Annotated in this window: 22 protein-coding genes; 15 read left to right on the top strand and 7 right to left on the bottom strand. The window is 60.2% G+C overall.

What is annotated here, in order from left to right:
* The first annotated feature begins 12 nt into the window (after positions 1-12).
* Complete coding sequence (gene malG, locus AACR93_RS21225; RefSeq protein WP_041209357.1) at positions 13-903, top strand: maltose ABC transporter permease MalG; 891 nt, start codon at positions 13-15, stop codon at positions 901-903.
* 68 nt (positions 904-971) lie between these two features.
* Positions 972-2,108 (top strand): ABC transporter ATP-binding protein, encoded by a 1,137-nt coding sequence (locus tag AACR93_RS21220; protein ID WP_042029975.1) that lies wholly within the window; start codon positions 972-974, stop codon positions 2,106-2,108.
* 108 nt (positions 2,109-2,216) lie between these two features.
* Here AACR93_RS21220 and ppk2 read toward each other — a convergent pair whose 3' ends face one another.
* On the bottom strand, positions 2,217-3,032 hold the full coding sequence (gene ppk2, locus AACR93_RS21215; RefSeq protein ID WP_043849822.1) for a polyphosphate kinase 2: 816 nt from the start codon (positions 3,030-3,032) through the stop codon (positions 2,217-2,219).
* Between the two features lie 114 nt (positions 3,033-3,146).
* On the opposite strand from ppk2, the gene AACR93_RS21210 reads away from it, so the two are divergent.
* Entirely contained in the window at positions 3,147-3,947 is an 801-nt protein-coding gene (locus AACR93_RS21210) for an alpha/beta fold hydrolase (protein ID WP_043849821.1), read from the top strand.
* A gap of 85 nt (positions 3,948-4,032) precedes the next feature.
* Here AACR93_RS21210 and AACR93_RS21205 read toward each other — a convergent pair whose 3' ends face one another.
* Genes AACR93_RS21205 through AACR93_RS21195 form a run of 3 tightly spaced genes read right to left on the bottom strand, consistent with a single transcriptional unit; the run spans position 4,033 to position 6,204 of the window.
* On the bottom strand, positions 4,033-4,839 hold the full coding sequence (locus AACR93_RS21205; RefSeq protein ID WP_043849820.1) for a MipA/OmpV family protein: 807 nt from the start codon (positions 4,837-4,839) through the stop codon (positions 4,033-4,035).
* Between the two features lie 35 nt (positions 4,840-4,874).
* A complete protein-coding gene (locus AACR93_RS21200; RefSeq protein WP_043849819.1) occupies positions 4,875-5,945 on the bottom strand; it encodes an AI-2E family transporter in 1,071 nt (356 codons plus the stop codon).
* A 25-nt stretch (positions 5,946-5,970) separates the two neighbouring features.
* Complete coding sequence (locus AACR93_RS21195) at positions 5,971-6,204, bottom strand: sulfurtransferase TusA family protein (protein ID WP_042029966.1); 234 nt, start codon at positions 6,202-6,204, stop codon at positions 5,971-5,973.
* 121 nt (positions 6,205-6,325) lie between these two features.
* Between AACR93_RS21195 and AACR93_RS21190 the strand changes: the two genes are divergently transcribed.
* Positions 6,326-7,780: a beta-barrel assembly-enhancing protease gene (locus AACR93_RS21190; RefSeq protein WP_410171358.1), complete on the top strand. Its 1,455-nt coding sequence runs from the start codon at positions 6,326-6,328 to the stop codon at positions 7,778-7,780.
* A 92-nt stretch (positions 7,781-7,872) separates the two neighbouring features.
* Here AACR93_RS21190 and AACR93_RS21185 read toward each other — a convergent pair whose 3' ends face one another.
* Complete coding sequence (locus AACR93_RS21185) at positions 7,873-8,355, bottom strand: TlpA family protein disulfide reductase (protein WP_043849818.1); 483 nt, start codon at positions 8,353-8,355, stop codon at positions 7,873-7,875.
* Positions 8,356-8,415: 60 nt separating this feature from the next.
* On the opposite strand from AACR93_RS21185, the gene arsC reads away from it, so the two are divergent.
* Positions 8,416-8,766: an arsenate reductase (glutaredoxin) gene (gene arsC, locus AACR93_RS21180; RefSeq protein WP_041209366.1), complete on the top strand. Its 351-nt coding sequence runs from the start codon at positions 8,416-8,418 to the stop codon at positions 8,764-8,766.
* The gene (locus AACR93_RS21175; protein WP_041209367.1) at positions 8,763-9,146 is read left to right on the top strand and encodes a DUF2069 domain-containing protein; all 384 of its coding nucleotides are present in this window, start codon (positions 8,763-8,765) and stop codon (positions 9,144-9,146) included. The genes arsC and AACR93_RS21175 overlap by 4 nt, the downstream gene beginning before the upstream one ends.
* Before the next feature lie 54 nt (positions 9,147-9,200).
* Here the strand turns inward: AACR93_RS21175 and AACR93_RS21170 are convergent, their stop codons facing one another.
* The gene (locus AACR93_RS21170; protein WP_043849817.1) at positions 9,201-9,818 is read right to left on the bottom strand and encodes an acyl carrier protein phosphodiesterase; all 618 of its coding nucleotides are present in this window, start codon (positions 9,816-9,818) and stop codon (positions 9,201-9,203) included.
* A gap of 163 nt (positions 9,819-9,981) precedes the next feature.
* Here AACR93_RS21170 and iadA point away from each other — a divergent pair, with 163 nt between their 5' ends.
* A complete protein-coding gene (iadA, locus tag AACR93_RS21165) occupies positions 9,982-11,112 on the top strand; it encodes a beta-aspartyl-peptidase (protein WP_043849836.1) in 1,131 nt (376 codons plus the stop codon).
* A gap of 91 nt (positions 11,113-11,203) precedes the next feature.
* Here the strand turns inward: iadA and AACR93_RS21160 are convergent, their stop codons facing one another.
* A complete protein-coding gene (locus AACR93_RS21160; protein WP_043849835.1) occupies positions 11,204-12,106 on the bottom strand; it encodes a lysine exporter LysO family protein in 903 nt (300 codons plus the stop codon).
* Between the two features lie 533 nt (positions 12,107-12,639).
* Between AACR93_RS21160 and AACR93_RS21155 the strand changes: the two genes are divergently transcribed.
* The 8 genes from AACR93_RS21155 (at position 12,640) to AACR93_RS21120 (ending at position 19,922) form a co-directional block, all read left to right on the top strand.
* A complete protein-coding gene (locus tag AACR93_RS21155) occupies positions 12,640-13,410 on the top strand; it encodes an ABC transporter ATP-binding protein (protein WP_033115996.1) in 771 nt (256 codons plus the stop codon).
* Positions 13,411-13,460: 50 nt separating this feature from the next.
* Complete coding sequence (locus AACR93_RS21150) at positions 13,461-14,234, top strand: ABC transporter substrate-binding protein (RefSeq protein ID WP_041209369.1); 774 nt, start codon at positions 13,461-13,463, stop codon at positions 14,232-14,234.
* A 215-nt stretch (positions 14,235-14,449) separates the two neighbouring features.
* Entirely contained in the window at positions 14,450-15,190 is a 741-nt protein-coding gene (locus AACR93_RS21145; protein ID WP_041209370.1) for an ABC transporter permease, read from the top strand.
* Positions 15,191-15,193: 3 nt separating this feature from the next.
* Positions 15,194-15,886, top strand: coding sequence for an ABC transporter permease (locus AACR93_RS21140; RefSeq protein ID WP_042029963.1), 693 nt, complete (start codon positions 15,194-15,196; stop codon positions 15,884-15,886).
* A gap of 161 nt (positions 15,887-16,047) precedes the next feature.
* Positions 16,048-16,710 carry a TIGR01621 family pseudouridine synthase gene (locus AACR93_RS21135; RefSeq protein WP_043849816.1) on the top strand — a complete coding sequence of 221 codons (663 nt, stop codon included), beginning with the start codon at positions 16,048-16,050 and terminating at the stop codon, positions 16,708-16,710.
* 7 nt (positions 16,711-16,717) lie between these two features.
* On the top strand, positions 16,718-17,416 hold the full coding sequence (locus AACR93_RS21130) for an HAD family hydrolase (protein ID WP_231556882.1): 699 nt from the start codon (positions 16,718-16,720) through the stop codon (positions 17,414-17,416).
* A 225-nt stretch (positions 17,417-17,641) separates the two neighbouring features.
* On the top strand, positions 17,642-18,778 hold the full coding sequence (gene hppD, locus AACR93_RS21125) for a 4-hydroxyphenylpyruvate dioxygenase (protein WP_043849815.1): 1,137 nt from the start codon (positions 17,642-17,644) through the stop codon (positions 18,776-18,778).
* Positions 18,771-19,922 carry a homogentisate 1,2-dioxygenase gene (locus tag AACR93_RS21120; protein ID WP_043849814.1) on the top strand — a complete coding sequence of 384 codons (1,152 nt, stop codon included), beginning with the start codon at positions 18,771-18,773 and terminating at the stop codon, positions 19,920-19,922. Before hppD ends, AACR93_RS21120 begins: the two co-directional genes overlap by 8 nt.

The raw sequence follows: 19,922 nt of genomic DNA, 5'->3' as shown, positions 1-19,922 counted from the left end.
GGAGGCTTCAACATGGCAATCGTACAACCCAAATCAGTCAAATACCGGGTGTGGGCAACCCACCTGGTCATGTGGGGCTTCCTGGCGCTGATCATCTTCCCGTTGATCATGGTTATCGCCATCTCGTTCCGTAACGGTAACTTCGCGGTAGGGGAGATCATCCCCTCCAATCCGACCCTGGATCACTGGAAACTGGCGCTGGGCATCTCCATCACCAACGCCGACGGCAGCATCACGCCGCCGCCATTCCCGGTGCTGACCTGGTTGTGGAACTCCATCAAGATCGCCGGCATCACTGCCCTGATGATCGTGACGCTCTCCACCACCTGTGCCTACGCCTTTGCCCGTCTGCGTTTTCGTGGCAAGTCCACCATCCTGCAGGGCATGCTGATTTTCCAGATGTTCCCGGCTGTGCTGGCACTGGTGGCCATCTACGCGCTCTTTAACAAGATTGGTGACTACATCCCCTGGCTGGGTCTCAACACCCACGGTGGCCTGATCCTCGCCTACATGGGCGGTATCGCCCTGCACGTCTGGACCATCAAGGGCTACTTCGAGACCATCGACTCCTCTCTGGAGGAGGCTGCGGCCATCGACGGTGCGACTCCGTGGCAGGCATTCCGCCTGATCCTGTTGCCCCTGTCGGTGCCCATTCTGGCGGTGGTGTTCATTCTGGCCTTTATCGGTTCCATTACCGAGGTGCCCATGGCCTCCATCCTGCTGCAGGATGTGAACAATCTGACCCTGGCGGTCGGAGCCCAGCAGTACCTCTATCCGCAGAACTACCTGTGGGGTGACTTTGCCGCAGCCGCTGTGCTCTCCGGCTTCCCCATCACAGTGGTGTTCCTGCTGGCACAGCGCTGGCTGGTTGGCGGTCTGACTGCCGGTGGCGTGAAAGGTTAAGTTTATGGCCGGGGGAGAAGGCTCCCCCCGCTATCACGATTTGCAAAGATTCAAGAGCGGAGCTCGTCATGGCTGAAGTAGTACTCAACAACGTTCGCAAAAATTACGACCCGGCTGTTCACAAGGACACCCTGCGCAATATCAACCTCTCCATCAAGGAGGGCGAGTTCATCGTCTTCGTCGGCCCGTCCGGCTGCGGCAAATCCACCCTGCTGCGGATGATCGCGGGTCTGGAAGACATCACCAGCGGTGAGCTGACCATCGGCGGTCGCTACATGAACGACGTGCCGCCGGTAGAACGCAACGTGGGCATGGTGTTCCAGTCCTACGCCCTCTATCCGCACATGAACATCTACGAGAACATGGCCTTCGGTCTGAAGCTCAAGAAGATGGACAAGGAGAACATCCACAAGCGGGTGATGCGTGCCGCTGAAATTCTGGGTCTGGAGCCGCTCTTGGAGCGCAAGCCTAAGGCACTCTCCGGCGGCCAGCGCCAGCGGGTTGCCATCGGTCGCTCCATCGTGCAGCAGCCGCAGGTGTTCCTGTTTGACGAGCCGCTCTCCAACCTCGACGCCGCGTTGCGGGTCAAGATGCGGATCGAGATCGCCAAGCTGCACAAGGAGCTCAACTCCACCATCATCTACGTGACCCACGATCAGGTGGAAGCGATGACCCTGGCCGACAAGATCGTGGTGCTGAGTCCGCTCAAGGCCGATGCCGCCAGCAACCTGGAGCAGTTCGGTTCACCGCTGGATCTCTACCACAACCCGGACAACAAGTTTGTGGCCGGTTTTATCGGTTCGCCCAAGATGAACTTCCTGGCTGCCGAGCTGATGGAGATTGGCGAGCAGGAGTGCGTGGTCAAGCTCTCTACCGGCGACAGCGTGCGGGTGCGGGTCGATGCCCGTCGTGGCGCGGTGGGTGACAAGGTTGAGCTGGGTATCCGCCCGGAGCATCTGGTGCCGCTGAGCCACGCCCATGCCGACAGCAAGCTGAGCGGCGTAGTGCAGGTTGCCGAGCATCTGGGGGCCGAGTCCTTCGTCTATATGGATGTGGATGGTCACGACTTTACCGTCAAGACCACCTCGGATGTGGATGTGGCGACCGGTCAGAGCTACAGCGTGGGGATCCCGGCTGAAGCCTGCTATCTGTTCGATGCCAAGGAGCAGGCGTTCCCCCGCACAGCCAAGTACATCCGTACCTGATAGCGGTTTGGTGCAAGTTTTCCGTATCTTCAATGCCTTTTTGCCGGTCTTGCGACCGGCTTTTTATTGCCTGCCGTTTGGCTAAACCGGCAGGCGCGGTAGCTGGGCTCAGCCCTCGAGATCGGCAGTAATATCGGGCACAAAGGTCTGGCTGGTCAGGGGCGGGCGCTCGTACCCTTCGGTCTTGATGGGGGGGAGCTTGATGGGCTCGTAGTGGATCGCCTCGTAGGGCACCTTGCCCAGCAGATGGGCGATGCAGTTGAGGCGGGCGCGGCGCTTGTCGTCCGCCTCCACCACAAACCAGGGGCTGTCCTGGGTGTCGGTGTAGGTGAACATGTCATCCTTGGCGCGGGAGTATTCGACCCAGCGCGAGCGGGACTGCAAGTCCATCGGACTGAACTTCCAGCGCTTGATGGGGGTGTTGATCCGCTCCTTGAAGCGCTTCTCCTGCTCCTCATCGGAGACCGAGAACCAGTATTTGATCAGGGTGATGCCGGAGCGGATCAGCATCCGCTCGAACTCGGGGCAGGCGCGCAGAAACTCGCGATACTCGGCGTCGCTGCAAAAGCCCATCACCCGCTCTACCCCGGCGCGGTTGTACCAGGAGCGGTCAAACAGCACCATCTCGCCAGCAGCGGGCAGGTGTGCCACGTAGCGCTGAAAGTACCACTGGGAGCGCTCGCGATCCGAGGGGGCGGGCAGCGCCGTGACCCGGCAGACCCGGGGGTTGAGGGGCTCGGTGATCGCCTTGATGACGCCCCCCTTGCCGGCAGCGTCCCGTCCCTCGAACAGCACTACCACCTTGAGCCCCTCCTGCTTGACCCACTCCTGCAGCTTGACCAGCTCCTCCTGCAGGTGGGCGAGGTGGTGTTCATAACATTTCTTGTCGAGACGTGGCCGCTTCTTGCTCTTGTCCTTCGGCATCTTCTTCTCCTCTTTGAGTCCCTTCTTGCCGTCACTTCAGCTTGCACCAGGGAGAGTCGACTGCCAAGGGGGACGTGATACACTGCCCGCCCATCGCTGGCAACAGGAGATAACATGAAGCATTTTATGGAGATAGCGGGCCGCCGGATGGCCTATCTGGATGAAGGGCAAGGGCCGGTGCTGCTGTTTGGTCACAGCTATCTGTGGGACAGCACCATGTGGGCGCCGCAAATCGAGGCGCTCAAAGGGAGCTATCGCTGCATCGTTCCCGATCTGTGGGGCCACGGCGATTCCGATCTGCTTCCGGAAGGCGCCTGCACGCTGGCAACCCTGGCGCGCGATCATCTGGCACTGCTCGATGCCCTCGGGGTTGACGAGTTCGTGCTGGTGGGCCTTTCCATCGGTGGCATGTGGGGTGTGGAGCTGGCGCGCATGGCCCCAGCTCGCCTCAAGGGGCTGGTGCTGATGGATAGTTTCGTTGGCCTCGAGCCGCAGATCACCTGCGAGCGCTACCTCGGCATGCTGGCGATGATCGAGCAGCTTGGCACCGTGCCGGCGCCTATCGTCGAACAGGTGGCGCCGCTCTTTTTTGCCAATCAGCCTGATGAAGCGCTGATGAGCGGTTTCAAGGCGCGCCTTACCGCCTGGCCAAAGGATAAGATCGCCGCCATGGTGGCGGTGGGCCGCAGCTTTGTGACCCGCGAGGATCGCATCGAGTGGCTGGAGGAGATCAGCACTCCTGCCTTGGTGATGACCGGCTGCGAGGACAAAGCGCGTCCAGTGCTGGAGGGCTATCTGATGGCCGAGGTGCTGGGCTGCCCGTTCAGGGAGATCCCGGCAGCTGGCCACATCTCGTCGCTGGAAAATCCGGCCTTCGTCAATCAGCAACTGAGCGAATTTCTGGCAGCGCTATGAGCCTGAATGGGCAGCCTGAAGATGGTCGTGAAAAAGGGAGCCGAGGGCTCCCTTTTGTTTGTTCTTATCTCACGGTGCATCACCGTTACCAGATATAGCCCAAGGCAAATCCCGCATAGAGTTCGCCATCGTGCTGGACGATGGGGCTGTTTTTAATGTCCCGATCATACAATTCGTAGTTCATGGCAAACATGCCAATCCAGTTGGGACTGAAGCGGTAGCTGGTGATGAGCGCCGCCATGGGGGAGAGGGTTGACCCCGTATCCCAGGCTGGACGCTGGGCGGTGGCCTCGCTCTCGGAGATGCCGCCGAAGTAGTAGTTGACCATCTTGTCGCTGCGTAGCATCACCCCCATCCCCGGCATGATGAGCAGGTTGTCGCGCTGAATGGGGAAGTCGGCCCACAGCAGCAGCTCCTGACCCTTGCTGCGGCCGGTGATATCGCTGTTGGCCCGCACGGTCAGCAGGGCGTAGGGGGTGATGATGTTGCCACCGATCCCGCCTTCCAGCTGCCATTTGCGCTGTTCCATGCCGCTGAAGGCGGGAGAATCCTCGGGATCCAGATTGCCAAACCGCACCCGGCCATAGCCATACAGGGCGACATGTTCATCCTTGTGGAAGTAGTAGCGCGCCCGATCGCCGAGAAACATAAACTGCTTGCCGAAGTAGATAAAGCCCGGGATGGCGTAGGTGGCATTATCCTGCGCCTCATAGCGGGCTTGTCCCCCGATGAGCGCCGCACCGGCGACAAAGCCTTGTGGCACCGGACTGGTGGGGCTGTCGCTGGTGAGCAGATCCATAGAGCCAAGGTCGATATCGGCGCGGGCGGGCAGGGCGGCAGCGAGGAGCAGGGCCGTCAGCACTGCCGCTCTGATTTGACGGAAACAGGTCATGGACACTCCGTTGTCACGATTGCATGGGAAGTGGGTTATTTTGCGGCGCTCGGCAGATCTTCACGTTTCGGCCAGGCATTGATCACCGCCTTGACCAGGGTAGCGAGGGGAATGGCGAAGAAGACCCCCCAGAATCCCCATAGTCCGCCAAAGACCAGCACGGCGATGATGATGGCCACCGGATGGAGGTTGACCGCCTCCGAGAAGAGCACCGGCACCAGCAGGTTGCCATCGAGGGCCTGAATGACCAGATAGGACACCATCAGCCAGGCAAACTCCGGGGTGAGGCCCCATTGAAACAGGGCAACCATGGCCACCGGCACCGTCACCACGGCAGCGCCTATATAGGGGATCAGCACCGAGAAGCCGACCGCGACCGCCAGCAGCACCGAATAGCGCAGTCCCATCAGGGCGAAGGGGACATAGGTGGCGATGCCTACGATGAGTATCTCGATCACCTTGCCGCGGATGTAGTTGATGATCTGGTTGTTCATCTCGACCCACACCCGGTTGACCAGGGTGCGGTTGCGCGGCAGGAAGCGGCGCAGGCTGCCCATCAAGACCCGCTTGTCCTTGAGCATGAAAAAGACCATCAGCGGCACCAGGATCAGGTAGATCATGATGGCGACCACGTTCACCAGCGAGCTGAGAGAGGCGCTCACCAGATGCTCGCCGCCACTGAGAATGCGTTGGCGGATGTTGTCGATGACCGTCTCCACCAGACTGACGTCGATCAGCTCGGGATAACGGTCAGGCAGGGTGCGGACATAATCCTGAGCGTGAGTCAGCATGGCCGGCGCCTCTTTGGCCAGATTGATCCCTTGGCTCACCAGCGTCGGGATAAGGCCCAACAGGGCGGCGACAGCCACCGTAATAAAGAGGATCAGAATGACGCTGGTAGCCAGCGTGCGCGACAACCCCGCCTTTTGCAGCCTGGCCACCGGCCACTCCAGCAGGTAGGCCATCACCAGCGCCACCAGCAGGGGGGCCAGCAGATCGCCAAACAGCCAGATGATGGCAAAGCAGAAGACCAGCAACAGGAAGAGGGTAACGGCATCGGGATCGGAGAACCGGGTCTGATACCAGCGCTTCAAGACTTCTAACATGACTGCATCCTTACACGACAGGGGCTCAAGATGGCTGTGTCGCCCCGACAACCAGCTGCAAAGAGAGGGTATTATCCGGCTCGGGGGTGAGAATGACCCCGTGGCCGAGACGCTGCAGATAGGCCGGAATATCCTGCCGGGAGCCCGCATCGGCCAGCCGTATGGTCACGGTTTGACCGGTTTTGGCCTCCCGCAACCAGAGCTTGAGCCGGATCAGCGGCTCGGGACAGCGCCAGGGGGTCAGGTCGAGATATTCCATGGGGGCTCCATCACGCAGATGGCCGCTATTATGGCCGTGATAAGAGCATGAAACAACGCTTGTAGCCCTTGATGGGCAAGGGTATTCTGCCGAGGCCCTTTCTGATGGAGATAGAGATAACGTGGCACGCTTTTCCCCCCTGATGGCATCACTTCCCCTGCTGGCTTCCCTGATGGGCGCCACGTTTCATGCCGAGGCGAACAATCAGCTTCCCGACATAGGCACCGCCGGGGTCTCGGCCCTGCCCATCGAGCAGGAGGTACGCTACGGCAATGCCTTCATGCGCTTTGCCCGTGCCGGTTTGCCGATCATAGATGATCCCGTGTTGAGCCAATATATCGACGATCTGGGGCAGCGCCTGCTCTCCAACGCCGATGGGGTGCGTTTCCCGTTTACCTTCTTCCTGATTAACGATCCCAGCATCAACGCGGCCGCCTTCCTTGGTGGGCGGGTCAAGGTGCACACCGGCCTGTTTCTCTACGCCGACAGCGAGAGCGAGCTTGCCTCGGTACTGGCCCACGAAATCACCCACGTGACCCAGCGCCACATCGCCCGCTATATGGAAGCGCAGGCAAGCAGCTCTGCGGTGACTCTGGCCGGTCTGGTGGGCTCCATTGCGCTGGCGGTGATCAACCCGACCGCCGGTATTGCCGCGTTGCAGACCACTCTGGGCCTCTCCATGCAGTCCGCCATCAACTACACCCGCGACAACGAATACGAAGCGGACCGGATCGGCATGAAGACCCTCTACGATGCCGGTTTCGATCCCATGGGGATGGCCAACTTCTTCCAGAAACTGGCTGCCGAGTATCGCTATGCCAGCAAGCCGCCAGAAATGCTGCTGACTCACCCGCTGCCGGAGACCCGGATCAGCGAGGCGCGCGCCCGGGCGAGCAGTTATGGCCGCCGCGACTTGCCGCCGAGCCTCGACTTCTGGTTGGCCAAGGTGCGCATTCAGGTGCGCTATGGCACCGATACTCCGCAGGGGATGCTGAGTTACTTCGATAGCCGGATCCAGAAAGGGGATTACCCGCTCAAGGATGCCGCCATCTACGGCAAGGCGCTGGCGCTGATCCAGCTCAAACGCACCGACGAAGCGGACTCGCTGATGAAAGAGCTGGCCACCCGTCATCCGGAAGATCTCTTTATCGTCGATGCCCAGACCGACATCGATCTGGCCAAGGGGCGCAGTGCCCAGGCCATCGCGCGCCTCGAGAAGTTCCGCAGCCAGATGCCGGACAACGAGGTGGTGGTTGTCAACCTTGGCAACGCCTATCTCGAAAGCGGCAACTACAAGAAGTCCATCGCCATCCTCGACCCCTATGCCCGCGCGCATGAGGAGAACAATCTGGCCTGGAACCTGCTCTCCGACGCCTATCGCAAGGCGGGTAGAATGACCGAGCTGCACATGGCGCGGGCTGAAATCCTCTCCCTGCGCGGTGATTATCAGGCGGCCATCGACGAGCTGATTGTGGCGCGCGGCACCACCAGTGACCGGATGACTCTGGCCCGACTGGAGGCGCGTATCACCGAGCTGGAGCGGGCCAAGAAGGATCTCGACAGCCTCAAGGGGTGATGAGAGGCTATTGCCAACAACAAGGGTGCACTCTGGTGCGCCCTTGTTGTTTATGGTGAGTCAGAGAAACAGCTTTGAGCGCTGTGGGCAGCTCAGTTGCCCGGATGCCTGATGGATGCCTTGAGGGCGTCGATCTGCGATTGACCCAGTTCACCAACCAGTGTTTGCTTGAGTTTGCCCTCACTATCGAGCAGGTAGCTGGTAGGCAGCCCGCTTGGACGAGGGAAGGGGAGCCTGGCATCCTCATTGGCAATAAGGAGCGGCACCTTGATGTGGTACTGGGCGGCCAGCTTGTCCAGCTCGGCCGGGGTGATCGGGTCGTAGTTGATTGCCACCACGGCGATCTCTCCTTCGGTAGCCAGCGCGTTGAGGTGCGCCATCTCTCGCAGGCAGGGGGCGCACCAGGGGGCGAAGTAGTTGACCAAGAGCGGCTTGCCGGCAAAGTGGTCAAGCGCCACCGTTTGCCCCGCCGCGTCGGTAAATTCGGGGGCGGGCGTGCAGGCGCCCAGCAGGCCGGCCACAATCAGCCAACAAATTCGTTTCAATTCCTTTCCACTGCCGCTTACCCTGACCATCACTTTCCCCTACAATAGCGCCGTTTCTTGTCCCATCTTGCGATTAATCAGGGAGTTACCATGAGCGAGACCCAAATCTACCACAATCCGCGCTGCTCGAAGAGCCGTGAAACCTTGGCGCTGCTGGAACAGCACGGGATCGCCCCTGATGTGGTGCTCTATCTGGAGCAGGCCCCGAGTGAAGAGGAGATCCGCAAGCTGCTGACCCTGCTCGGCTTTAGCGACCCGCGCCAGCTGATGCGCACCAAGGAGGATCTCTACAAGGAGCTGGGCCTCGGCGAAGTGAATGGCGACGACCTTATTCGTGCCATGCACCAGCATCCCAAGCTGATCGAGCGCCCCATCGTCATCAAGAACGGTCAGGCCCGCATTGGTCGCCCGCCGGAGCTGGTGCTGGAGATCCTCAAGTGAGCACCCGCTTTGCTCGTCTGCTGACTCTGGTCGGCTTCTTTGGTCTGCTGGGCTGGGTCATCCTTTGGCATCTGTGGCTCTCGCCCCATCCTGACCTCAACCCCTGGCTGCTGCCGGTGATCTGGACGGTACCGCTGCTCTTCCCCCTCAAGGGGATAGTGCAGGGCAACCCCTATACCCACGCCTGGGGCAACTTCGTGCTGATGCCCTACTTCCTCCATGCCCTGACCCTGATCACCACGGATGAGGGGGAGCGTTGGCTGGCGGTGGTGGAGCTGCTGTTCACCACCCTCGCGTTTGTCGGCACCATCTACTACGCCCGTCTGCGTGGCCGCGAACTGGGCCTCAGCATTCGCAAGAAGAAAGACGAAGCCAGGTAATGTAAGAAGTAACGTGAAGCTACGTAATGAAGAACGCCCCGCAAGGGGCGTTTTTTATGGCGGTGATACCAGACCCGAATCTGCCCGGAGCAGGGCCAGCTGCTGCACGCTGTGATGCATCAGTTGCGGGTAGAAGCGCAGAAATCCTGCTTCGCCCCCTTGCCATTGAGCCGCATCGAGGGTGAGCAGTGCATCGCCGAGCGGCATCGGGCGGCGTAGCCGGCGGCCAATACCATTGAGGGCCTGCGCCAGCCCCTCTTTGCGCTGATAGGAGGCGATCCAGTTCTGCTCGGCCATCCGCTTGAGGGGAAGCGGCAACCCCTCTGGCAGGACGTGGTGGTCAGCCAGCAGCTGGCCATAGCTCTGCGCGAGAAAGCGGGGCAGGGGATCTGCGCTGAACGCTTGCCAGTGCTGGCTCAGCCAGTGGTCGTAGAGCATATCCACCACTATGCCGCCAAAGCGGCGCCAGGGGGCCTCGAAACAAGCGACGGCCGCCTTGTGCTCGGGATGGCTATCGGTGAAGGCATCAATTTTGCGGTGCAGCCAGATCCCTTCGTCAAACGGTGCGGCAAGGCCCGTTGGTAGCGAGCCTTTGACAAAATCACCGAGCAGGTTGCCGGTGAGGGAGCTTCCGGTGTGGGCGGCCAGATGAAGGTGAGCCAGAAAGTTCATGATGAAAGCGGGGCCTGCGAACGTATAGTGCCGCTGAGAGTAGCGGATCTTCCATCTCTCATGAAAGTCTTGTTCAGGAAGTGCTTTCACCGGCGCGCCAATAGTGGGTAAATAGTCCATCTGCCTGATGGCATGTCACGGTATTGAGCGAGGAGTAACCATGATGTTGACCCTGATCGAGGGGGCCGAAATTTTCAGCCCCGCCTACCTTGGCCAGCAGGATCTGCTGGTGGCGGATGGCCGCATCGCCTGGATGGGCAAGGGAATGAGCGTGCCCGCCGACTGGCCACTGGTGCGCGTTGATGGACGGGGCCACTATCTGGTGCCCGGCATGGTGGATCCGCTGGCGCATATTACGGGAGGTGGCGGTGAGGGGGGCTTTGCCTTTCGTACCCCCGAACTGGCGGCGAGCGAGGCGCTCAAGGCCGGAGTGACCACGCTGGTGGCGGCGCTTGGTACCGACAGCCTGACCCGCTCGCCGGCTCAGGTGCTCGGCAAGGTGCGTGAGTTTCGAGCCGCCGGCGTGAGCGCCTTCATGTATACCGGCTCCTACCATCTGCCGGTCAAGAGCATCACCGGCACGGTGGAGTCCGACATCATCCTGATCCCCGAAGTGCTGGGGGTGGGAGAGGTGGCCATCAGCGACCACAGATCCAGCGCACCAACCCATGACGAGCTGGCTCGTCTGGTGAGCGAGGCGCGGGTGGCCGGGTTACTCGCGGGCAAGAGCGGGGTCAGCTTCTTTCATCTTGGCGATGGTCAGGGCGCACTGGCGCCGCTGCGGGCCCTGCGCGACAAAACCGATATTCCGCTGCGCCAGCTCTATCCGACCCACTGCAACCGCAATCCCTGGCTCTTCGCCGAGGCGATCGAATGGGGCAAGGCGGGAGGTTGGGTCGATCTCACCACTTCCAGCTTTCCCGATCTGGTCGAGGATGGCGAGCGGCTGGCGGCCGATGCGCTGGTGGAGCTGTTGGCCGCCAACGTACCAGCCGATCGCATCAGCTTCAGTTCGGATGCCAACGCGAGTCTGCCGCGTTTTGATGGCGAGGGGCGCCTTATCGAGATGCGCTGCGGCCAGATCGCCAGCCTGTGGCAGGAGTGCGTTCGTGCCTGTCTGCTCGGAGTACCGCTCGAGGTGGCGCTGGCGGTCGTGAGCGCCAACCCGGCGCAGGCGCTGGGGCTTGGCGGCAAGGGGCGGATCGGGGTTGGTCAGGATGCCGACTTGCTGCTGATCAAATCAGCTTCGCTCGCCATCACGAAGGTGATGAGCGGCGGTCAGTGGCGTAGCTAAGCACTTGGCGTTTTATTGCGCGTATCGATTTCCAAACAACCAAACAAAAAGCCCGACAACTGTGTCGGGCTTTTTGTTTGGGAGAGGCAGCCTAGATAGCCAGAAAGCCGAGGATCAGGATGGGGCCGAGCAGGCTCAGAATAAAGCCGGAGACGATAGCCACTGGCACGACGGTGATGCCCCCCGACTTCTGGATGACCGGCAGGGTGAAGTCGAGGGCGGTGGCGCCGCCATAACCGATAGCCGCCGAGGGGTGACGGCGCATCAGGATCGGAATGATCAGGATGGCGATAAGCTCGCGTCCCAGATCGTTGATAAAGGCGGCAGAGCCCAGCACAGGCCCCAGCTTGTCGGCCACCAGAATACCGGAGAGCGAGTACCAGCCAAAACTCGATCCCAGCGCCAGCCCGTGAGCCAGGGGCATGCCCAGCAACTGGGCCGCCAGCAGGCTGCCGAGCCAGCTGCTGACAATGACGGTGGCGGCGATCTTCATCCCCCAGGGGTTGAGCAGGATCTGGCGCAGCCGCATGCCGGAGTTGCGCATCTGTACCCCGACCAGAAAAAGCAGCAGCATCAGCGCCCACTCGCTCCACTTGTCGATGGGCAGGGCGCGCAGATCTACCAGCAGACCCAGCAGCACACCGCCCAGTACCACAAAGCAGAGCTGCAGCGACTCCCACAGGAGATGGAGTTTGCTCGGCATTTTGGCACCGCTGGCGGCATGGGTCGGCGGCGAGCGCTTGTCGAGCCACCAGAGGGCCAGCAGGTTGCAGAGGGTAATGGCGCCGAGCATGATCCCGGCCACTTTGAAGATGACGGCGAGGTTGCTGCCAAGGTTCTCCACATAGGCAAGCCCCAGCCCCATCAGAAAGAGAATGAGGTAGACCATCTTGCCCAGCCCCTGATTGACCAGCTTGATCAATCGGGCGGAGGAGAGGGGAACCAGATAGCCGATCACCAGTGGCAACAGGATCAGCAAGACATTGAGCAACATCGGGGCCTCGATCACAAAAACTGATAAAAATCCCACCTTATCATTACTTATTGGCTCTGTGTCACATTTCTCTCGCTTTCCATGGGGTGTCGGGGCCATTTATTAGGGAGTTGTTACTTTTCAGCTTGATGTGGGGTGTGCGAAGGGGAACGCAGCTTCCTGACAAGGGGCCAATAAAATCAGTTTGATCCATTCGCTCCAGCCAGAATCTGCATGGGGAGTGGCTGCATAAAGCCATTTTGGAGTCGTTACGGGCCGAAAGTGGTTTTTCTCTTGCCACGGCCATGATTGGGGTATAAAAAGGCGGTATTCCAAACGCCGATGAAACGGCTGTTTATGCAAACAAAGTGCTGAAAAATACGTGATAGTCGAATAAAAATAGAGCGATTAACCAGGATCCCCGCGTTCCATATTGTTTTTTCACTATCCGGGTGATATTTTCGCTGAAGGTTACCGTCGGTTAAATTTTTGTTAAGTTGGCGATGGTGGAGTCACGCCCCTGCGGCGTCTAGGGACAGACAAGGTTGTAATGGATGAGCGACGTTGCCGCACTGGAAGTACGTGATCTGCACAAATATTTTGGCACCCACGAAGTGCTCAAGGGCATCGACATGACTGCCCACAAGGGGGATGTCATCTCCCTTATCGGCTCCTCGGGCTCGGGGAAGTCGACTTTTCTGCGCTGTATCAATCTGTTGGAAACCCCCTCATCCGGCAGCGTCTCCCTCCATGGCGAATTGATCCGGATGAAAACCAGCCGTTCCGGCGAACGGTTGCCGGAAGATATGCGTCAGGTTGAGCGCATTCGCAGCCGGTTGGCGATGGTTTTCCAAAGCTTCAATCTCTGGTCGCACATGACCATCATGCAGAACATCATCGAAGTGCCGATCCAGGTGCTCAAGGTGCCCCGTGCCGAGGCGATCGCCAAGGCGGAGCAGTTGCTCAACCGGGTTGGACTCTGGGAGCGGCGCGACTACTACCCGGGTCACCTCTCCGGCGGTCAGCAGCAGCGTGCCGCCATCGCCCGTGCGCTGGCGGTGGAGCCCGAGGTGATGCTTTTTGATGAACCCACTTCGGCGCTCGATCCCGAGCTGGTGGGAGAAGTTCTCGGCCTGATGCGCGAGCTGGCCGAAGAGGGGCGCACCATGCTGGTGGTGACCCACGAGATGTCATTTGCCCGCGATGTATCGAACAAGGTGATGTTCTTGCATCAGGGCAGAGTGGAGGAGGAGGGCAACCCCAAAGAGATTTTTGCCCATCCCAAATCCGAGCGGTTCAAACAATTCATCTCCTCCATCTATTGATGGCCGGAGCCCGGATTTACACGATCGACTGTTTTATCAAGGAGAGATACATGAACAAGCTGATGCTGGCGACTACCGTGATTGCTGCCCTCTCTTCCGGCAGCCTGATGGCCAAGGAGTGGAAAGAGGTGCGTATCGGGGTTGAGGGTGCCTATCCCCCCTTCTCCTGGACCGAGCCTAATGGCGAGGTAAAAGGGTTTGATATCGACATCGCCAATGCCCTGTGCGAAGAGATGAAAGTGAAGTGCACCCTGGTCAAGCAGGATTGGGACGGCATCATTCCGGCGCTGCTGTCGCGCAAGTTTGACGCCATCATCGCCACCATGGATATCACTGAAGAGCGCAAGAAGAAGGTGGACTTCACCCAGAAGTACCAGCACATTCCGGCTCGCTTTGCCGCCAAGAAAGGGACTGACGTCAAGCTCGACAAGGCCTTCATGGAAGGGAAAACCGTGGCGGTGCAGCGTGCTACCTCCATGGATACCTTCATTACCGACAACTTCCCGAACGCCACCATCAAGCGTTACGGCACTGCCGATGAAGCCTATCTCGATCTGAAATCCGGCCGTGTCGACTATGTGCTAGCCGACTCCGCCGCCATCACCGACGGTCTGTTCAAGAAAGAGGGGGGCGATGCTTTTGAATTCGTTGGCCCGAAACTGACCGATCCCAAGTGGTTTGGCGAGGGTGCCGGTATTGCGGTGCGCAAGGCTGACAAGGATCTGAAAGAGAAATTCAACGCCGCCATTCTGGCGCTGCGTGCCAACGGCAAGTACAAGGCGATCAACGACAAGTACTTTGAGTTCGACGTATACGGCGAGTAAAAACCGGAGCCGCGTACGGTGAGTCATTCGCCACATAGATAGCGAATAACAGGCTGACCGGCTCACCTCGCCAGTTGTCATCGGGCCCGTTCTCTCCGTGTGGAGCGATGGGCCCTATTAATTGCAATGGAGCTGCATCTGACCGTGTTAAGGATGTGGGTTCTCTTGTTGTTCAGAGGCATCAGCCCACTCGATAAGTTGCAATGGAGCTGCATATGTTTGATTTGAAAGGATACGAAGCCTCGTTGCTGGAGGGCGCCTGGGTCACGCTGGAGGTAGCGCTCGCCTCCCTGCTGCTGGCGCTTCTGCTCGGCATGCTGGGGGCGCTCGCCAAGCTCTCCCCTTACAAGTGGGCCCGCGCCATTGCCAGCAGCTATACCACCCTGATCCGCGGCATTCCCGATCTGGTGCTGATGATGCTGCTCTTCTTTGGCGGCCAGGTGTTCATCAACGCCGTCTGTTCCTGGGTCAACGAGACCTACAATAACTGGTTGCTGCAGAGCAACCCGTCTCAGGAGTGGGTCTCCCTGCTGCCCGATTATGTGGATATCAGCCCGTTTGCCGCCGGTGTGGCGACCATCGGCTTCATCTTCGGCGCCTATATGACCGAGACCTTCCGCGGTGCCATTCTGGCGGTGGACAAGGGGGAGCTGGAGGCTGCGCGCGCTTTTGGCATGCGCTCAAGCCAGCTCTTTGTGCGGATCCTCTTTCCCCAGATGATGCGCCACGCCCTGCCGGGCTTTGGCAACAACTGGCTGGTGCTGCTGAAAACCACCGCGCTGGTCTCCATCATCGGGCTCGATGACATGGTGCGCAAAGCGTCGCTGGCGGCGGGTTCGACCCAGCAACCCTTTACCTTCTACATGGCCGTGGCGCTCATCTTCCTGATCTTCACTGCCGTCTCTACCTCGGCGCTCAAGTGGGCCGAGCGTCACTACGCCATCAAAACGAGGTAAGCCATGGATTTTTCAATCATTCTCAAAGAGTGGCCCACCTACTGGGAGGGCCTCTACACCACGGTCTGGCTGGTGGCACTCTCCCTGCTGCTTGGCCTGATGATCGCCATCCCTCTGGGCATTTTGCGCAATAGCCGCAACTGGCTGATCAAGGGGCCGATCTGGGCCTACATCTACTTCTTTCGCGGCACTCCGCTGCTGGTGCAGCTCTTTATCATCTACTACGGTGCTGCCCAGTGGGAGTGGCTGAAGAACAGTGCCGCCTGGTCGCTCTTCTCCGAGGCCTGGTTCTGTGCGTTGCTGGCATTTACCCTCAACACAGGCGCCTATACCGCAGAAATCGTGCGCGGGGCGGTACACAACATGCCGCGTGGCCAGATTGAGGCGGCCAACGCCTTTGGTATGACCCGCTGGCAGACCCTGACCCGGATCATTCTGCCCAACTCGTTTCGCCGGGCGCTGCCTGCCTACAGCAACGAGGTGATCTTCATGCTGCAAGGTTCGGCGGTGGCGGGCATCATCACCATCGTCGATCTGACTGGCGCGGCGCGGATCATCAACTCCCGCTACTACAGTCCGTTCGAGGCGTTTTTGACAGCCGGTCTGCTCTATATGCTGCTCACCTTTGTCATCGTCTGGTTATTCAAGAAGTGGGAGACTCGCTGGCACGCCCATCTGCGCCCGCGCAGCGTTTGACTGGTCATCGCGCATGAAAAGCCCCGCCATGTCGACGGGGCTTTTTTTCGCCCGGCAATCGCCATCGGCCGTTTGCCAAATGGTGGCCGAGCAGGGACAATGCCTGCCCGAGAGCAGCCGGCGTGCCGGTTGCAGGCCTTTTTCCAGTTCGCCGAGGTGTTATGTACCGGATCCTGTTTCAACACGCCGATTTTCTGGTTATCGACAAGCAGCCCGGCATCGGCATGCATGACGAGAAGGGGGAAGAGGGAGGAGAGACTGAGCCCGGGCTGGTCAATCGGGTGAAGGCCGATACGGGTCTGACCCTCTATCCGGTACACCGGCTCGACAAGATGACCTCCGGTCTGGTGCTGCTGGCTCGCACCACGGAGGCGAACCGCGAACTGAGCATGGCCTTTGCGGCCCGCGAGGTGAGTAAACAGTATCTGGCGCTCTCCGATCGCAAACCCAAGAAGAAACAGGGTTGGGTGAAGGGGGATATGCAAAAGGGGCGCGGCGGCAGCTGGATGCTGGCGCGCACGCTGGATAATCCTGCCATCAGCTGGTTTGATTCGGTGTCGGTGCGCGAGGGGCTGCGGCTATATCGCATCAAACCGCAGACCGGCAAGACCCACCAGATCCGGGTTGCCCTCAAAAGCATCGGTGCCCCCATTCTCGGGGATGAGCGCTATGGCGGCACGCCAGCCGATCGCGGCTATCTGCACGCCTGGCGGCTCAGCTTTACCCTGGCGGGCGAGCCGTTCGATTTTGTCTGTCCACCCACGCAGGGGGCCGAGTTTGTCACCCCCGAGCTGACCGCCGCGATTGCCGCTCTTGCGCTTTGAGGCTCCCATGACAAGCCGCTCACCAGCTGAACCCGTGGTGCCGAAAGAGGGTGGGGGATATCAAGAGAACGAGGGGGCGCCGCGCTGGATCCTGGCCGACTTTGACGACACCCTGGCCCCCGGCGACAGCCACGCCGGTCTGCTGCGCTATATCCTGCGGCGCCGGATCTGGCCGCTGTTGCTGTTGCCGGTGATTACGCTGGGTGGTTTGGTCTATCTGGTGCCCAACCAGCGGCGGCGCGGCATCTCCCTTATCTGGTGGGCCATCACCCTAGGGCTCTCTCCCCTCGGCTGGCGCAAGCTGGTGCGCGCCTACTGCCACACTCGTCCGGGGCTGTATCGTCAGGCTCGCGATCTGCTGCAACACGAGGGGGCGCGCTGCTGGGTGATCTCCGCCAGTCCCTGCGCGCTGGTGCGAGCCCAGTTCTATCAGCAACTGCCCGGCCAGTTGCCCCACCGGATCATTGGCTCGCAGATGCACTACCGTTTTGGTGGCCTGATGCCGCGCTTTTATTGTCACGGTCAGCACAAGCTGCTGCCGGAGATTTGCGCCCTCGATGCCGAGCTGACCCTGAGCGACAGCCTGCACGATCTGCCGCTGCTGGGGTTGGGGAAAGAGGCGTGGTTGATCAATCCGACGCTCACGCGACTGCAAAAAGCCCGTGCCCGCTTGCCCCATCTGATGGTCAAAAACTGGCAACTGTAAGGCAAAGCTGACAGCCATGCGGGTCGTCACACTTTGATCCGCAGGGCTGCGGCTTGAATGTCACAATCCATTTACATCTTTTTGCTGCCAGCTGCGAAAAACTATCTGCAACCTGCCTCTTCTCTTCCTGCTACGCCCTGCCTCTAATGAAACAAGTTGTTAACACTTGCTGCGCCGCTGCGTGCCGCAATCCGTTTTAACCGAATCAAGAGCAAGGAGCGCCCGATGAATGCCACCTCTTCCGCCACCCACACCATCAATCCGCTAGGCACAGATGGCTTCGAGTTTGTCGAGTACACAGCCCCCGATGCCAAGGGGATTGCCGCTCTCAAGAGCCTGTTTGTGTCGCTCGGGTTTGCCGAGGTCGCCAAGCACAAACACAAGCAGTGCTGGCTCTACCGGCAGGGGGATATCAACTTTGTGGTCAATGCCGAGCCCCACTCCCAGGCGGAGCAGTTTGCCAGCCTGCACGGGCCGAGCGTTTGCGGCATGGCATTTCGGGTGAGCGATGCGGGCAAGGCCCAGCTGTTCGCCATCGCCAAGGGGGCCAAGCCCTTTGTCGGCAAGATTGGCCCCATGGAGCTCAATATTCCCGCCATCTACGGTATCGGCGAGAGCACTCTCTCTTTCGTTGACCGCTATGGCGACAAGGGCTCCATCTACGATGTGGATTTTGTCTTCTACCCCGACTGGCAGGCCCGGATGGCGGAGGTGGATGCCGGTCTCATCGAAATCGATCACCTGACCCACAACGTCCATCGCGGCAATATGGATGTCTGGTCCAACTTCTACGAGCGGATCGGCAACTTCCGTGAAATTCGCTACTTCGATATCGAAGGCAAGCTGACCGGGCTGCATTCGCGCGCCATGACTGCCCCCTGCGGCAAGATCCGCATCCCCATCAACGAGTCGGCGGATGACAAGTCGCAGATCGAGGAGTACCTGCGCCAGTACAAGGGGGAGGGGATCCAGCACATCGCCATGGCCTCCAGCGATATCTACCACACCATCCGCACCCTGCGCAGCCGCGGCACCGGCTTTATGCCGACCCCGGATACCTACTACGAGAAGGTGAACGGTCGGGTCGAGGGGCATCAGGAGGATCTGGCGGCCCTGAAAGAGCTGCGCATCCTCATCGACGGCTCCCCCACCAAGGATGGCATCCTGCTGCAGATCTTTACCGATACCGTGATAGGCCCGGTCTTCTTCGAGATCATTCAGCGCAAGGGCAACGAAGGGTTTGGCGAGGGCAATTTCAAGGCGCTCTTTGAATCGATCGAGCTGGACCAGATCCGCCGCGGCGTGCTGGATGGCGGTGAGGATGAGAAGGGTGCCCGCAAAGAGGGAGCGAGCAATGCGTAACTGGATTAACTTTCCCCACCGGGAGGGAACCCACTCCCGACAGGCTCATGCCGACCTGCCTGAACAGGCCATCTATGAGCGCGAGCTGGGGCGCAGTGGCTTTTTCGGCCCCGCCACCCACATGCACCACAAGCATGCCCCCACCGACTGGAGCAGTTGGGAAGGGCCGCTGCGGCCACGGCTATTTGACCTCAATGCCCTGCAGGAGGAGGTGAGTTCGCTCTCCCCCTGGGTGGCTCCCGACATTCTCAGCAACCCCCACTGCCGCTACCGGATATGGCGGCTCTCCGAGGCGATGCCGTTTCTGGTGCGCAACGCCGACGGCGACGAGCTGCTCTTTATCCACGAAGGAAGCGGCGAGTTCTTCTGTGACTACGGCCACCTGACCCTGCGGGACGGCGACTATGTGGTGATCCCCCGCGGTACCATGTGGCGCATCGAGCCGACGGAGCCCCTGTTCATCCTGATGATCGAGGCGACCAACGACAGCTACCAGCTGCCGGACAAGGGGCTGGTGGGCAATCACGCCATCTTCGACCCGACTGCGCTCGATGTGCCCGCCATCAACGAACGCTTTTTGGCCCAGCAGGATGAGAATCCCTGGTCGCTGCAGGTCAAACGCCACGATCAGGTGTCGGTCATTACCTGGCCGTTCAATCCGCTGGATGCGCAGGGGTGGCACGGGGATTTGTGCGTGGTGCGCCTCAACTGGCGGGATATCCGCCCGCTGATGAGCCACCGCTACCATCTGCCGCCGTCGGCCCACTCCACCTTTGTTGCGAGTCGCTTCGTGATTTGTACCTTCGTGCCGCGCCCCATCGAGAGCGACCCCGGCGCCCTCAAGGTGCCCTTCTATCACAGCAATGACGATTACGACGAAGTGCTCTTTTACCACGCCGGGGACTTCTTCAGCCGGGACAATATCGAGCGGGGCATGGTCACCTTCCACCCTGCCGGTTTCACCCACGGCCCCCATCCCAAGGCGTTTGCAGCGGGGCAGGCCTATGCCAAGAAGTTCACCGACGAGGTAGCGGTGATGCTCGATACCCGCGATGCGCTGAACGTCGGCAGTCTGTGCGAAGGGATCGAGAACACCCGGTATGTCTCCAGCTGGCAGCGCCCGGACGCGGCTGCCGGCAAATAA

The sequence above is a fragment of the Aeromonas sp. L_1B5_3 genome (assembly GCF_963866575.1).
GTDB lineage: Bacteria > Pseudomonadota > Gammaproteobacteria > Enterobacterales > Aeromonadaceae > Aeromonas > Aeromonas jandaei.
Note: the sequence above shows the minus strand (reverse complement) of the source record. Positions and strands in the feature narration are given on the sequence as shown.

What these genes read in the sequence shown, in the direction of transcription:
- AACR93_RS21130 (WP_231556882.1), top strand. Translation starts at nt 16,718, where the DNA reads ATGACAAGCCGCTCACCAGCTGAACCCGTGGTGCCGAAAGAGGGTGGG.
- AACR93_RS21160 (WP_043849835.1), bottom strand. Translation starts at nt 12,106, where the DNA reads ATGTTGCTCAATGTCTTGCTGATCCTGTTGCCACTGGTGATCGGCTAT.
- iadA (WP_043849836.1), top strand. Translation starts at nt 9,982, where the DNA reads ATGTTGACCCTGATCGAGGGGGCCGAAATTTTCAGCCCCGCCTACCTT.
- malG (WP_041209357.1), top strand. Translation starts at nt 13, where the DNA reads ATGGCAATCGTACAACCCAAATCAGTCAAATACCGGGTGTGGGCAACC.
- AACR93_RS21185 (WP_043849818.1), bottom strand. Translation starts at nt 8,355, where the DNA reads ATGGTCAGGGTAAGCGGCAGTGGAAAGGAATTGAAACGAATTTGTTGG.
- AACR93_RS21200 (WP_043849819.1), bottom strand. Translation starts at nt 5,945, where the DNA reads ATGTTAGAAGTCTTGAAGCGCTGGTATCAGACCCGGTTCTCCGATCCC.
- hppD (WP_043849815.1), top strand. Translation starts at nt 17,642, where the DNA reads ATGAATGCCACCTCTTCCGCCACCCACACCATCAATCCGCTAGGCACA.
- AACR93_RS21195 (WP_042029966.1), bottom strand. Translation starts at nt 6,204, where the DNA reads ATGGAATATCTCGACCTGACCCCCTGGCGCTGTCCCGAGCCGCTGATC.
- AACR93_RS21155 (WP_033115996.1), top strand. Translation starts at nt 12,640, where the DNA reads ATGAGCGACGTTGCCGCACTGGAAGTACGTGATCTGCACAAATATTTT.
- AACR93_RS21120 (WP_043849814.1), top strand. Translation starts at nt 18,771, where the DNA reads ATGCGTAACTGGATTAACTTTCCCCACCGGGAGGGAACCCACTCCCGA.
- AACR93_RS21220 (WP_042029975.1), top strand. Translation starts at nt 972, where the DNA reads ATGGCTGAAGTAGTACTCAACAACGTTCGCAAAAATTACGACCCGGCT.
- AACR93_RS21135 (WP_043849816.1), top strand. Translation starts at nt 16,048, where the DNA reads ATGTACCGGATCCTGTTTCAACACGCCGATTTTCTGGTTATCGACAAG.
- AACR93_RS21210 (WP_043849821.1), top strand. Translation starts at nt 3,147, where the DNA reads ATGAAGCATTTTATGGAGATAGCGGGCCGCCGGATGGCCTATCTGGAT.
- AACR93_RS21140 (WP_042029963.1), top strand. Translation starts at nt 15,194, where the DNA reads ATGGATTTTTCAATCATTCTCAAAGAGTGGCCCACCTACTGGGAGGGC.
- AACR93_RS21205 (WP_043849820.1), bottom strand. Translation starts at nt 4,839, where the DNA reads ATGACCTGTTTCCGTCAAATCAGAGCGGCAGTGCTGACGGCCCTGCTC.
- AACR93_RS21150 (WP_041209369.1), top strand. Translation starts at nt 13,461, where the DNA reads ATGAACAAGCTGATGCTGGCGACTACCGTGATTGCTGCCCTCTCTTCC.
- arsC (WP_041209366.1), top strand. Translation starts at nt 8,416, where the DNA reads ATGAGCGAGACCCAAATCTACCACAATCCGCGCTGCTCGAAGAGCCGT.
- AACR93_RS21170 (WP_043849817.1), bottom strand. Translation starts at nt 9,818, where the DNA reads ATGAACTTTCTGGCTCACCTTCATCTGGCCGCCCACACCGGAAGCTCC.
- ppk2 (WP_043849822.1), bottom strand. Translation starts at nt 3,032, where the DNA reads ATGCCGAAGGACAAGAGCAAGAAGCGGCCACGTCTCGACAAGAAATGT.
- AACR93_RS21145 (WP_041209370.1), top strand. Translation starts at nt 14,450, where the DNA reads ATGTTTGATTTGAAAGGATACGAAGCCTCGTTGCTGGAGGGCGCCTGG.